This is a genomic window from Nonlabens sp. (assembly GCF_039941875.1).
Lineage (GTDB): Bacteria > Bacteroidota > Bacteroidia > Flavobacteriales > Flavobacteriaceae > Nonlabens.
The window spans coordinates 223797-237340 of the sequence record NZ_JBDVDQ010000014.1 but is presented as its reverse complement, the minus strand read 5'-3'; the positions used below and the strand labels follow the sequence as shown (position 1 = coordinate 237340).

Below are 13544 nucleotides of genomic sequence, written 5' to 3'. Positions count from 1 at the left end.
CTTAAGCGTTTTTCTGTATAAGTTCATTTGCAAGGCTCAGGTAATTCTCAGATCCTTTACTCGATGCATCATAATTAATAATGCTCTCACCATATGAAGGCGCTTCACTTAAACGCACATTACGTTGAATGATTGTCTTAAAAGTTAATCCTTCAAAATGTTGATTTACTTCTTCTACTACCTGATTAGAAAGTCTCAATCTACTGTCGTACATAGTAAGTAATAAACCTTCTATATCTAGATTAGTGTTATGGATTTTCTGCACACTTTTTACTGTATTCAATAATTTACCTAGACCTTCTAGTGCAAAATACTCACATTGAATAGGGATAAGAACAGAATTACTAGAAGTGAGGGCGTTTAAAGTTAATAAACCTAAAGAAGGAGCACAGTCTATAATAATGTAGTCATAATTATCTTTAATATTTTCTAAAGCAGTGCGCATCATGTATTCACGATTCTCTTTATCAACAAGTTCTATTTCTATAGCAACTAGATCTATATGAGCAGGAATGATATCTACATTAGGAGATTCTGTTTGTAAGACTAGATCTGCAGCAGGGACAGAGTTTTCTATGAGCTGGTATGTACCTTGCTCTATTTCTTCAACATCCAGGCCTAGACCAGAAGTAGCATTAGCCTGCGGATCTGCATCTATTAATAATACCTTCTTTTCTAATACACCTAGACACGCTGCAAGATTAACTGCTGTAGTTGTTTTACCTACGCCACCTTTTTGATTTGCTATAGCAATTATTTTACCCATGGAATCTTTATGATTTTAAAACGCTAAAGTAAATATTTTACAGCGGATTTTTATCAATAATCTTCTTTTAGGTAGCTTGCTTTTCAACAATAAAGAATAGAAATAGTTATTTCATTGATTTTGAGCTCTAGAATTCATTTTTGTGAATATTCAATTTAACTTTTATCTGACTAGTTCTTCCTAAGAACTAACTTTGTATTATGAAAAAGCTATTAGTAATAGGTAAAAACTGGCCAGAACCGCAAACCACTGCTGCAGGATATAGAATGCTGCAATTACTAGAGATTTTTCAAGAAGATGGTTATCAGGTTATATTTACTTGCGCTGGATTTAAATCGGCATATTCTGTAGATTTAAGATTGTTAAACATTATTGAAAAAGAAATCCTGCTCAATGATTCTAGTTTTGATCAATACATTAAGGAGTTACGGCCAGATATTGTGCTTTACGATCGCTTCATGACCGAAGAGCAATACAGCTGGCGAGTAAAAGATAATAGTCCAGATACGTTACACATTCTCGATACAGAAGATTTACATTTTTTAAGAAAGGCTAGGGAAGTGGCTCTGAAAAAAGGGACTGACGTAGATTTTTATAACGATGCAGCCGTTAGAGAAATTGCGGCGATTTATCGCTGTGACCTTAATATTATTATATCAAAAGTAGAACATGGGCTATTGATAGATAGTTTTAATATTCCTGAAGATAAACTAGTTTACATTCCTTTTTTATATAAGAATGATAAATTAAAAACCTCACTTTTACCCAAATCTTTTGACGAGAGATCTAATTTTGTAATGATCGGTAACTCTCTTCATCAACCTAATTATGATTCTATTTTGTATCTTAAAAATGAGATATGGCCACAAATTAGAAACCAATTACCAGATGTAGAAGTACATATTTATGGAGCTTATCAAAATCAAAGCATAGAACAATTACACAATGTTAAACAAGGTTTTATAATTAAAGGTTTTGCAGAAAATTCCATTGAAACACTACAAGAATATCGATTATTATTAGCTCCATTACGATTCGGTGCAGGGTTGAAGGGTAAGGTTTTTGATGCTTTGCATGCTGCTACACCAGTAGCAATGTCGCAAATTGCTGCCGAAGGGATGTTTAATGCTAAACAGGAGTTTGGTTTTATTGAGAATGATGTAGATGCTTATGTGAGTAAAGTGATAAGCTTGTATCAAAATCCTGAAAAATGGCAAGAGTTAAGCGATAGTTCTTTAAGTATTTTAGAAAATAATTATTCCTATTCCGCTTTCGCGAAAGCGTTATTATTTAAAATACCTAACCTAACAAATTTTAAGAATACTTCACTAAGTAAGGAAGACTTTTTTATAAAAATGCTGAATTTTCATTCCAATTCTCGTTACAAATACCTCTCTAAGTGGATCGGTTTAAAGAATAATTCTGATTAATCATAGGGTTATATTTATAATCTATTAATTGCTATGTGTTTCATCGATAATTATAAAGTTATGTCGTTCATTTAGCGTTTTGAAGGTCATACGTTCTGTTTATTAACTGAAATAGGGAAGAATAATACTAGATTTTACTATCTAAAAGCTTAACTAATATTCATTTTATCGACAAAAAACGTATTTTAATCTGATTTTTTTAAATTTTGTTTAATTTATATATCTGTGGTACAGTAGATTATGAAACATAGTTAATTATTATGTATGCATAGCATAACGAAAAACTTTTTTGTAGTTCAACGATTATTTATACTTGTTGTCGTATTTTAAAGTATAGGGGAATGATTAAAAAACTACTTCATAACAAGAATATTTTTCTACTGGTACTGCTAGTAATTCTTGCAATACCTGCATATGCACAGGTTACCATTTTTGATGCAAATTTTACTACTGGAATAGGTGATAGCGCATGGAGTTATCAAACCACTTCAGGTTTAGCTTTTCAAAGAGGTACAACTACCTCACATCCAGGTGGTGGTCTTGGGTATCAATTTACAGGAATGAATTCTGGTAGTTACGAGAACAATACAAATATTTCTACCACATCACCTAGTATTGATTTAACAGGTTACGAAAGATTGATTTTATCGTTAGACATAAGTATTAATACATTTACTAACGATGGAATGGAAATAGAGTATACCAATGATAATGGTGTAAACTGGCATAAATTAGGCAAAATAAATGATGAGGCTATTAATTGGTATAATACTTCGAGGTCTTTTAATGTTTCAGGTTCAACTGTTAATCGTAGTGTGTGGCAAGGTAATAGTGGTGGGTGGTTTACTGCATCAATTGATTTGCCTTCTCAAGCCTTTGATAATCAATCTGCGATTCAATTTCGTGTCAATTTTGATAGTAATGGTAATTTTCGAAATGTAGGTGTAGCTTTTGATGATTTTAAAATTACTGGTTACCCTCAATTAAATCATAATTATTCTGCTTGTGGTTCTGGAATTCAAGAAGGTTTAGAATTATGGTTAAATGCAGAAACGTTAACTAGTCTGTCTGATGGTGACTTAGTTAGCGAGTGGACTAATAGCGCTACACTAGTCCCTGCTTCTAATATTAGTGCAGAGTGGACTAACGCAAAGGCTGCTATAGGTAGCGAACCTACTTACCACGATAATGTTGCTAATAATACAAATTTTAATCCTGTGGTTTCTTTTGATGGATCAAAATCTATGTTTGGGAAATCAGGCTTTTTTAATAAAGACATATATATAGTTATAAATCCTACAGCTACTATAAGTGCCTCTAGATCTACTGAAGATGTGTTTTTAGGAGATGATTATACTTCAGACGATCAAAATCAAGATATTACAGGAATTTCAATTAATGATACTTCTGCTAGATATGGTGCGTCTAAAGACATAGTAGCTTACAATCAAGGCGCACAAGGTGAATATGGTAAAGCCATAATTCATCCTACTTTAGTGTACGATCGTCCTGTTATTTTTAATGCTCGTTTAAATGCAGCTGGTGACGCTATGGATTTATATCTAGATGGTGTAGACCTGGGAGCAACTCTAGATCCATCTCTCTCTGAAGAAGTAAATCTAGCAACTTTTAATGAAATTTTAAATTCTAGATACTGGCTAGGTAGGTCAGAATTTTTTGGACCTAGTTTTACAGGAGATATTCTTGAGGTAATGTCATTTTCTGAACGTAAGTCAGATGTAGACCGTAAGCGTATAGAATCCTATCTAGCTATTAAATTCGGCATAACGTTAGGTTTGTTTCCTGATGTAAGTATAGGTTTACCACATGTTCCTGGCTCTTATGTCGATTCTGATGGTAATGATTTATGGAATAGCACAATACATCCAGGATATACGTATAACGTGACAGGAATAGGTCGTGATGATTGTACGCAATTAAATCAAAAACAAGCTAAGAGTATAGATCCTAATACATTTATAACCATTGGATTAGGGGAGATAGCATCCACTAATAATGAAAACTTAAATAGTTTTGAAGATGATGGTGACTTTTTAATGTGGGGTAGTACAATATCCACTTTATCTACTTTACCTTCTCCTATAGAAGTAGATTTAGGACCTAGTCTGGTAACAACTTTTACTGATGTAACCGAACGTACTTGGAAATTTGTAGAAGTGTCCCAAAATGGTAATGATATTCCTGAGGTAGAGTTGTCAGTTTCTACTACAGGACTGTCTGCATTACCGGCTATTTCTGGTAACGATGCTTATGTGATGATTGTTGCAGATGATGATTCTTTTACAACTAATGTAGAAACAGTTTTCTTAAAAACGGATGGAACAAATCAGGTAGGTAACTATGATTTTGACAACACACGATATGTCAAATTCGGTGTAGCACATGAAGTAATTGAGTCCAGAGATATCCTTTTTGACGGTTCTAATGATTACGTAGCGATGGATGACGAGGTAGAATTTACTGGTAATTATTCTATATCTGCTTGGGTCAATACTAATGGATCTAATGATAGTAATAGTAATAAAACAATTGTTTCTAAAAGAGCAAGTGGTGTGGATGGATATCATTTCTATCTTACAGATGATAATTATGTGGTTATGGCACATAATGGGGTTTCCACAATTACTTCAAATACTGCTTTATCTAATAATGTCTGGAGATATGTTACGTTTACATATGCAGGTAATAGTGCAAAGCTATATATTGATGGTGTTTTAGATATTACACAAGATATTTTGAATCCTATTAATAATGATTCAAAATTTTGTATCGGATCGAGATACGTAGATAAAAATACTATCATAGATAACTTTTCAGGTAGTCTAGATGAAATTAGAATCTTTTCTAGCAGTTTATCGCAAAAGGAAATTCGTTTTATGATGAATCAAGAAATAGAGAAAAGTGGAACAGGTATTAAAGGAGCTGTTATTCCAGAAACGGTCACTAAAAATGATATTTCTGGTATGTTATGGAGTAACCTTGAAGCTTATTTTAATATGAATACGTATATAGGTACTCATTTAAACGACGCATCTGGTAATGGACATAGGGGTAGTTTAATACAGCCTGATAGTTTTAGTATTAATGAACAAACAGCACCTTTACCTTATATAACTGAGAATGATGGTAATTGGAATGTAGATAATAATTGGATTAATGGTAATGTGAATTTTATACCAGGTTCTATAAGAGTAATAAATGGCGTTAATAAAGCCATTACTTGGAATATAGCGGTCGTACATCATGATATGGTTGTGACTAATAAAAATTATAAATTTCTTGGCTTAGAAGTAAGTAACACAGGGAAGTTAGCTATGACTAATGACAAAGGGTTGAACATTTCCCATATATTAACCTTAAATGGATTTATAGATCTTCAAGGAGAATCCCAGCTAGTCCAAGGTAATAATAGTGATTTGATACCTTCTACTACAGGTAAAATAGAGATAGATCAACAAGGTACTTCTAATACGTATGACTATAATTATTGGACATCACCAGTAAGTATTATTAACAATGGAGTTAATAATAACGGATTCGATATTGCAAGCGTTCTTAAAGATGGAACTTTAATTAATAACCCTAGAGATATTACATTTACTGGTACCGGAGTTAGAGATGGTGCGCCAGGTACAGCATCTGTTGCTGCAACTATTTCAGGGAGATGGTTGTATAAATATGGTAACACTACTAGTAATACCTATGCAAACTGGGAATATGCAGGTCCTACAGGAAATCAGCTTGCAGGAGAAGGATGGACTATGAAAGGAACTGGAGCCACTGGACCTACACAAAATTATATTTTTGTGGGTAAACCTAATAATGGAAATATAGATCTAGACATAGATAACGGTAACGATTATCTTATTGGTAACCCATATCCTAGTGCTTTGGATGCTCACGATTTTATTTCGGATAATCCAGATACTGATGGTACAGTTTATTTTTGGGAGCATTGGGGTGGTAATACACATATCCTAGCTAGTTATCAAGGTGGTTATGCTACTTATAATTATTCTGGTGGAGTAGGTAATGCTACTTTAGGAACCTCTAATCCTGATGTAAACCAAGGTGGAATACCGACTAAATTACCGCAACGATACATTCCCGTGGGACAAGGTTTCTTTGTAACAGGTATTAATGATGGTGGACAAATTAGATTTAGAAACACACAGAGAGAGTTTCAAAAAGAATCTAATGGGCAGAGTATTTTTGTAGCGGCACCAGGTAGCACACCTGTTGTTAGTGAAGATGGGATCAATACACCTTGGGATACTAGATTAAAGATTAGGTTAGGTTTTGATTCTTCTAACTTAATCCATAGACAACTTTTGTTGACGGTAGATTCAAGTTCAACATATCAATTTGATAGAGGTTATGACGGTAGATTGTTAGATGAGCAAATAGATGATATGTCTTGGCAGATAAATACAGATAAATTTACCATTCAAGGAGTTCCATCTATTGAGAACGAAACAGAATTATCATTATTTATCAAATTAGAAGATGACAGTAATTTTAGCATCACGATAGACGATTTATTAAATGTATCACCTACGCAAAACATTTTTATAAAGGATAGTGTTTTAAATACTTATGTAAACTTAATGAATGGAGATTACACAAGTCCAGTATTAACAGCTGGTACTTATGATGACAGGTTTTCAGTAGTTTTTACATTACCGGAGACATTAAGTAATGAACTATTAGAAGCAACTGAAACAGATGTAGTGGTGTTTACTCCTAATCATGTAACCGAGGTGCATGTTAAAAAACCGGTAGAAATAGAAATAGGTGATTTATACATAATCAATATGTTGGGCCAGCAAGTGAGAACATATGACATGACAGGAAAAGTGGGTGTCCTTAAATTAGATGTATCGCAAATAGCTAGTGGTAATTATCTTATTAAAATGAATACCAATCTAGGAGTAGTTACTAAAAAGGTGATTATCAAATAAACAGTTAACTCGCTTAATGAATTAAATGGTCTGTGTTCATAGTAATACAGACCTTTTTTTATGTAAACTTTTAAAAGGTAGTGCGATCTAGTATTTATGTAATTGATTTTTACTTGTTATAATTCCGCTTTCGCGAAAGCGGAACACAAAAAAAGCTCGATTCTTAGAATCGAGCTTTAATAGTATAAATGATACTGTAATGTTATTCTGTAGTAGCTTCTTCAAAGTTAACTTGAACTTGTCCTTTAAGAATATCTGCCATGGTCTCACGCTCTCTTATAACGTGTGATTTTCCATTGTACCAAAGCACCTCTGCAGGTCTATATCTAGAATTATAATTACTAGCCATAGAGTAACAATAAGCACCAGCATTAGAGAAAGAAAGAATATCACCTTCAGTAATTTCAGAAATCTGACGGTTACTTGCAAAGGTATCTGTCTCACAAATGTAACCTACAATGCTGTAAAATCTATTTTTACCATCTGGGTTAGAAATGTTTCTTATTCCATGATAAGAACCATATAACATAGGTCTTATTAAGTGATTAAATCCAGAATCTATTCCTGCAAATACAGTAGATGTAGTCTGTTTTACCACATTAACTTGTGCTAGAAACTGTCCAGATTCACTAACTAAAAATTTCCCTGGTTCAAAAGCCATGGTAATATCACGGCCGTATTCTTTACAAAATTTATTAAAACGCTCACTTAATTGAGCTCCTAGATCTTCAATATCTGTAGAAACGTCACCTTCTTTATAAGGTACTTTAAATCCACTACCGAAATCTATAAACTCTAAATCTTTAAATTTTGCAGCAGTTTCAAAAAGAATTTCTGTTGCATATAGAAATACACCTATATCCAGAATATCGCTACCAGTATGCATGTGTACACCATTTACATTCATACCTGTGTTTTCTACTATACGTAGAATGTGTGGTATTTGATGAATAGATATACCAAATTTACTATCGATATGCCCCACAGAAATATTTGCATTTCCACCAGCCATAACGTGTGGATTAATCCTCACACAAACAGGTGTATTAGGATGCTTAGAACCGAATTGTTCTAGTATAGAAAGGTTATCGATGTTTATTTGTACACCTTTTTCTGCAACCTTTTCTATTTCTTCTAATGATACACCATTAGGAGTAAAAATTATTTTCTTAGGATCTACACCAGCGGCTAGACCTAATTCAACTTCCTGCAGACTCACGGTATCGAGTCCAGCGCCTAACTGTTTAAAAAGTTTCAAGATAGAGATGTTAGACAGCGCTTTTACAGCATAATGTATTCTTAGATTCTTAGCCTTATCAAAGGCCGAAACTAAACGTTGATACTGTGCTACAATGACCTCTGCATCATAGACATAAACCGGACTACCGTGTTCTCGGGCTATGTTTAATAAATCTTGATTATTCATGTTAAAAAATTAAGCCCACAAAAGTAATAGACTAGAGGAATTAAAAGTCAATTTTTTCTTAAAAATTCCAATTATTATAAGATACTTCTACATAATTGAAGAATATCTATAAAATAAGAATTCTTTTAGAAGGATTTGTTTCAAATTCAAGGTTCACTTTCTTACTTTTGCTAGACTTAAATTGAACATTAAAGAACATTTATGAATCTTCACGAATATCAAGGAAAAGAAATTCTCGCTAGTTATGGTGTAACTATACAAAGAGGTAAAGTAGCAACAACTGCAGATGAGGCAGTAGCTGCTGCAAAAGAATTAACTGAAGAAACTGGTACTGGATGGCACGTTATCAAAGCGCAAGTACACGCAGGTGGACGTGGTAAAGGTGGTGGTGTAAAGCTAGCAAAAAACCTTGATCAAGTAAAAGAAATCTCTGGACAGATTATAGGAATGGATCTTGTTACTCCTCAGACTACGGCTGAAGGTAAAAGAGTTCACCAAGTTCTTGTTGCAGAAGATGTATACGAACCAGGTGAGGCAGAAATAGAAGAATTCTATATGTCTGTACTTTTAGATCGTGGACAAGGTAAAAATATGATCATGTATTCTACAGAAGGTGGAATGGATATAGAAACTGTAGCTGAGGAAACTCCGCATTTAATCTTTACAGAAACTATCGATCCTGCACATGGTCTTCAAGGTTTTCAAGCAAGACGTATTGCTTTTAACTTAGGATTAAGTGGTAAGGCTTTTAAAGAAATGACAAAGTTTGTTAACTCTTTATATAACGCATACTTAGGTTCAGATTCTGCTTTATTTGAAATCAACCCAGTTCTTAAAGCTTCTGATAATACTATCATCGCAGTAGATTGTAAAATCACTCTAGATGAAAATGCATTATTCCGTCATAAAGACCTTGAAGCATTAAGAGATATAAGAGAAGAAAATGCAACTGAAGTAGAAGCTAGAGAAGTAGGATTAAACTACGTAGATCTAGATGGTAACGTAGGTTGTATGGTAAACGGTGCTGGACTTGCTATGGCAACAATGGACCTTATAAAACAAGCTGGAGGAGAACCTGCTAACTTTTTAGACGTAGGTGGTACTGCAGATGCTAAACGTGTTGAAGAGGCTTTCCGTATCATTCTTAAAGATGATAAAGTAGAAGCTATTCTTGTAAATATCTTTGGTGGTATCGTAAGATGTGACCGTGTTGCACAAGGTATCGTAGATGCTTATAAAAATATGGGTGATGCTATGAATGTACCATTGATCGTAAGATTACAAGGTACTAACGCAGAAATCGCTAAGGAATTAATAGATAACAGTGGTATGGATGTACAAAGTGCTGTTGAATTTCAAGAAGCTGCAGATAAAGTACAGGCTGTACTAGCTAAGTAATTATCATATAGATATTATTAAAAATCCCCTTAAGGCTATCGCTTTAAGGGGATTTTTTATGTGTTGTAATTGTTAAAGAAAATTACTAACTATTTAATAGCATCATCTTGTTTTCTATTCATCAATGCTTTTCTAGACATATAGATGGTAATGATTCCGCTTATAGTGATAGGAACACCTATCATGAACATCATACCAGTATATTGCTTCCAATTAAAATATTCTAATTGAAAACTGATATCACTCAAATAAAAAAGACTACCTAATAAAAAACTAACTAGAATTATAATCAGTAATGCTTTTCTATAGTGTTTTTTATTCTCCATTTTAGAATTGGTTTTTGTAAATGTAATAAAAGGATATCTTTTATTTTAAAAAATAATATCTAGAGGTTTTCTTCAGTTTATTTAAGATCGTCAACAGTTATTTCTGGTAACACATTAGGGTCTGACATCTCTCTGTCAGAATAGTCTTCTTCGTTAAAAGATTCCATTTGCATAGATAAACGTTTTGAAATCTTTACGAGATACTTGGTATCTTCTGTAAGAACTTCTACAGCTTCTATGGTTTCATATTTATGATTCTTAAAAGTAATCACATCGTCATCACCATAGCCATCAGGGTATTTCTCTACAAGTAAAGCAAGAACCTTTGGAGTTAGTTTTTTATAATCAACAATAATATTTTTCATTACCATATCATTTTAGGTAAATCTAAATGATATCATTTTTGATAATTTACTAAGCTGTAAAATGAAGTTATTGTTAAACTTTAGAGCAGACTGAAACTTTTGATAACATCTATTTCTGGTACTGTCTGGTCGGTTATAAAAGAACCTATCGTGTCTATAAGAACAAAACGTATTTCTCCATTTACATTCTTTTTATCATGAGTCATTAATTCTAACATTTTCTCAATATCCTTAGGGCTGAAGTTAAGATTCATTCCTAGGCTTTTATACCAGTCTCCAATTTCGGCAAAATCCGTTTCAGACAGGCCTGCATGTAAATTACTTAGGTACGATTCTAAATAAAGTCCTGCCGCTATAGCCTCGCCATGTAATAAAGAATCATGATTATCACTAGATAAGCAAAAAGATTCTATAGCATGTCCTATGGTATGACCATAATTAAGTGCTTTTCTAGGACCTTTTTCGTGAGGATCACTTTTTACCACATCACTTTTTATGACAGCACTTTGATAAATCAAATTCTCAAATACTTCAGAATAATAATCTGCACCTATGTCTTTCATGTTTGTCCAGTAAGTACGGTCTGCAATAAGTCCATGTTTAAACATCTCGATAGAACCATTGAGCAACTGTCTATTATCTAGAGTATTTAAATAAGTAGTATCTATTAAAGTCATAACAGGTGGTACAATAACGCCTATTTGATTTTTAAGATGTCCTATGTCTACACCATTTTTTCCACCTATTGCTGCATCTACCATTCCTAAAACTGTAGTAGGTATGTGAATAAAAGAAATACCTCTCTTAATAGTAGCAGCGATAAAACCACCTAAATCTGTGATAACACCACCACCTAAATTAATCATTAAACTATTTCTATCGCAGCCCAGTTCTATCATAGCATTCCATACACCAGTGCATGTTTCTATATTTTTAAACTCTTCTCCAGCGTCTACTTCTATAATTTCTATACGTGCTTCAGTTTCTATTTGAGGCATCAAAACTGGATAACAATTTTGCATTGTATTCTCGTCTACTAGAATAAAAATACAGCTAGGTTTCTTATCTGCTATAAATTTATTTAGTTGTACATAAGATTCTTCTTTAAAATGTATGCTGTAAGATGAGTTTGTTATAGAATTCATTAATGATAGTGTTGTGATTTTGTGGTGATTCCGCTTTCGCGAAAGCGAAATATAAATAATTATTTAATCTCTTTATTAAGAATTATCAAAAGTACCATCTATATGATTAACTAAATCGTTTTCGGAATTATATTTGCCACATGAATGAAAATCCTTTTAACAATACGGCAAACGCTTTTTCTTTAAAATCTGATAAAGATCTTAAGAAAGCACATTTTATATTCAGTTCTATGTCAAAGCCCTGGTTAGTGAACTTGGGTTCTAAGGCTACCATGCTTGCCTTAAAATGGCATTTACCTGTAAAAGGGATTATTCAAGATACTGTCTTTCAACAATTTTGTGGTGGTACGACAGACGAGGAGTGTATGCCTTTAGTTGGAAAAATGTTTGAAAAAGGAGTGAGTTCTATTCTAGATTATTCTGTAGAAGGTAAGGAGGACGAGGCCGATTTTGATGCAGTAGTAGGGAAGAAGCTTACCTTAATTCATATGGCTAGCGAGAATAATGCGTTACCCTTTGAAGTGGTGAAGCCCACTGGTATAGGTCGTTTTTATATTTGGCAAAAAATTACAGAGAATCAAGTTCTTACTCCTGAAGAACAGGCAGAGTGGGAGCGCATTTATAATCGAGTAGATTTATTGTGTAAAACTGCGGTAGATAATGATATTTCTTTACTTTTTGACGGTGAGGAAACATGGATGCAGGATGCAGCAGATGAGTTAATCGGTGAGATGATGCAAAAATACAACCATGGTAAAGCTTATATCTATAATACGGTGCAATGCTATCGTCATGATAGATTAGAGTATATTATGGAGCTTTATGAACATGCAAAGGCTCATAATTACATAGTAGGCGCAAAAATCGTGCGTGGTGCTTATATGGAGAAAGAACGCAATAGAGCGGCTCAAAAAGATTATCCTAGTCCTATTTGTGAAAGTAAAGAAGCAACCGATGAGATGTTTAACAACGTGATGCATTTTATTCTAGATAGACTAGATGTTGTTAAATTATGTATAGGTACTCATAACGAGCTTAGTACTTTAAATGCTATGGAGGTGCTTACAACGAAAGAAATTGAACCTAATACCAAAGATGTATGGTTCGGTCAGTTATACGGTATGAGTGATAATTTAACTTTTAACCTTGCTGCTTTAGGTCATAACACCTTTAAGATATTACCTTTCGGTCCTATAGAAGATGTGATGCCTTACTTGATAAGAAGAGCGCAAGAAAATACATCTGTAGCAGGACAGACTGGTAGAGAACTTACCTTAATAAAACAAGAAATGAAGAGAAGAGGAATTTCTTAGTCGTATTCTATTTACTGACTAAGAACCTTTTCTACTCTTACAAATCTGTCGCAATTTCTAACCCATAAACTAGTGTTAGCTAGTTCTTCTCTACCAGAAATGTGGTAGAAATTACAAGGTATGGTATCGGTATTTGATTTAGAAAAATCAACTTTACCGTATTTTAAAATTAATTGAATAGTTAATGTATCTAGTTTACGATCGGTTAACATCGTGCGTATTTCTGGCGAGAACCTTACTGCATTCTTTTTACGTATATCGTTGATTACACGATCTTCTGGTAACCAAGTGCATTGTGTGCGTTTACCTGTTAGAAAAAAGATTAAGAATACTATTCCTATAGCAAAACCACCACCGTAAAATCCAAGTCTTTGTATAAATTTCATACTTTGT

Annotated in this window: 10 protein-coding genes; 4 read left to right on the top strand and 6 right to left on the bottom strand. The window is 33.4% G+C overall.

Features of this window, described 5'->3' with window-relative positions; genetic code table 11:
• Nucleotide 1 precedes the first annotated feature (1 nt).
• Nucleotides 2-766 (bottom strand): AAA family ATPase, encoded by a 765-nt coding sequence (locus ABJF08_RS08610; protein ID WP_348115737.1) that lies wholly within the window; start codon nucleotides 764-766, stop codon nucleotides 2-4.
• Between the two features lie 200 nt (nucleotides 767-966).
• On the opposite strand from ABJF08_RS08610, the gene ABJF08_RS08605 reads away from it, so the two are divergent.
• Together ABJF08_RS08605 and ABJF08_RS08600 are read left to right on the top strand one after the other, a co-directional pair.
• The gene (locus tag ABJF08_RS08605; protein ID WP_348115736.1) at nucleotides 967-2196 is read left to right on the top strand and encodes a glycosyltransferase; all 1230 of its coding nucleotides are present in this window, start codon (nucleotides 967-969) and stop codon (nucleotides 2194-2196) included.
• A 341-nt stretch (nucleotides 2197-2537) separates the two neighbouring features.
• Nucleotides 2538-7178 carry a LamG-like jellyroll fold domain-containing protein gene (locus ABJF08_RS08600; RefSeq protein WP_348115734.1) on the top strand — a complete coding sequence of 1547 codons (4641 nt, stop codon included), beginning with the start codon at nucleotides 2538-2540 and terminating at the stop codon, nucleotides 7176-7178.
• A 202-nt stretch (nucleotides 7179-7380) separates the two neighbouring features.
• Here the strand turns inward: ABJF08_RS08600 and lysA are convergent, their stop codons facing one another.
• Complete coding sequence (gene lysA, locus ABJF08_RS08595) at nucleotides 7381-8604, bottom strand: diaminopimelate decarboxylase (protein ID WP_348115733.1); 1224 nt, start codon at nucleotides 8602-8604, stop codon at nucleotides 7381-7383.
• Between the two features lie 201 nt (nucleotides 8605-8805).
• Between lysA and sucC the strand changes: the two genes are divergently transcribed.
• Nucleotides 8806-10002 (top strand): ADP-forming succinate--CoA ligase subunit beta, encoded by a 1197-nt coding sequence (sucC, locus tag ABJF08_RS08590; protein ID WP_348115732.1) that lies wholly within the window; start codon nucleotides 8806-8808, stop codon nucleotides 10000-10002.
• Between the two features lie 89 nt (nucleotides 10003-10091).
• Here the strand turns inward: sucC and ABJF08_RS08585 are convergent, their stop codons facing one another.
• From ABJF08_RS08585 to aroB, 3 genes are all read right to left on the bottom strand, one after another.
• Nucleotides 10092-10328 (bottom strand): hypothetical protein, encoded by a 237-nt coding sequence (locus ABJF08_RS08585; RefSeq protein WP_348115731.1) that lies wholly within the window; start codon nucleotides 10326-10328, stop codon nucleotides 10092-10094.
• Nucleotides 10329-10405: 77 nt separating this feature from the next.
• Nucleotides 10406-10693 carry a hypothetical protein gene (locus ABJF08_RS08580; RefSeq protein WP_348115730.1) on the bottom strand — a complete coding sequence of 96 codons (288 nt, stop codon included), beginning with the start codon at nucleotides 10691-10693 and terminating at the stop codon, nucleotides 10406-10408.
• A gap of 80 nt (nucleotides 10694-10773) precedes the next feature.
• Nucleotides 10774-11838 carry a 3-dehydroquinate synthase gene (gene aroB, locus ABJF08_RS08575; RefSeq protein WP_348115729.1) on the bottom strand — a complete coding sequence of 355 codons (1065 nt, stop codon included), beginning with the start codon at nucleotides 11836-11838 and terminating at the stop codon, nucleotides 10774-10776.
• 140 nt (nucleotides 11839-11978) lie between these two features.
• On the opposite strand from aroB, the gene ABJF08_RS08570 reads away from it, so the two are divergent.
• Nucleotides 11979-13151 carry a proline dehydrogenase family protein gene (locus tag ABJF08_RS08570; protein WP_348115727.1) on the top strand — a complete coding sequence of 391 codons (1173 nt, stop codon included), beginning with the start codon at nucleotides 11979-11981 and terminating at the stop codon, nucleotides 13149-13151.
• 11 nt (nucleotides 13152-13162) lie between these two features.
• On the opposite strand, the gene ABJF08_RS08565 is transcribed toward ABJF08_RS08570, so the two are convergent.
• Nucleotides 13163-13537, bottom strand: coding sequence for a DUF4258 domain-containing protein (locus ABJF08_RS08565; RefSeq protein ID WP_348115726.1), 375 nt, complete (start codon nucleotides 13535-13537; stop codon nucleotides 13163-13165).
• Nucleotides 13538-13544 lie beyond the last annotated feature (7 nt).

Excerpts from the sequence above, each read along its gene's own strand:
- ABJF08_RS08610 (WP_348115737.1), bottom strand. The coding sequence starts at position 766 with ATGGGTAAAATAATTGCTATAGCAAATCAAAAAGGTGGCGTAGGTAAA.
- ABJF08_RS08605 (WP_348115736.1), top strand. The coding sequence starts at position 967 with ATGAAAAAGCTATTAGTAATAGGTAAAAACTGGCCAGAACCGCAAACC.
- ABJF08_RS08600 (WP_348115734.1), top strand. The coding sequence starts at position 2,538 with ATGATTAAAAAACTACTTCATAACAAGAATATTTTTCTACTGGTACTG.
- lysA (WP_348115733.1), bottom strand. The coding sequence starts at position 8,604 with ATGAATAATCAAGATTTATTAAACATAGCCCGAGAACACGGTAGTCCG.
- sucC (WP_348115732.1), top strand. The coding sequence starts at position 8,806 with ATGAATCTTCACGAATATCAAGGAAAAGAAATTCTCGCTAGTTATGGT.
- ABJF08_RS08585 (WP_348115731.1), bottom strand. The coding sequence starts at position 10,328 with ATGGAGAATAAAAAACACTATAGAAAAGCATTACTGATTATAATTCTA.
- ABJF08_RS08580 (WP_348115730.1), bottom strand. The coding sequence starts at position 10,693 with ATGAAAAATATTATTGTTGATTATAAAAAACTAACTCCAAAGGTTCTT.
- aroB (WP_348115729.1), bottom strand. The coding sequence starts at position 11,838 with ATGAATTCTATAACAAACTCATCTTACAGCATACATTTTAAAGAAGAA.
- ABJF08_RS08570 (WP_348115727.1), top strand. The coding sequence starts at position 11,979 with ATGAATGAAAATCCTTTTAACAATACGGCAAACGCTTTTTCTTTAAAA.
- ABJF08_RS08565 (WP_348115726.1), bottom strand. The coding sequence starts at position 13,537 with ATGAAATTTATACAAAGACTTGGATTTTACGGTGGTGGTTTTGCTATA.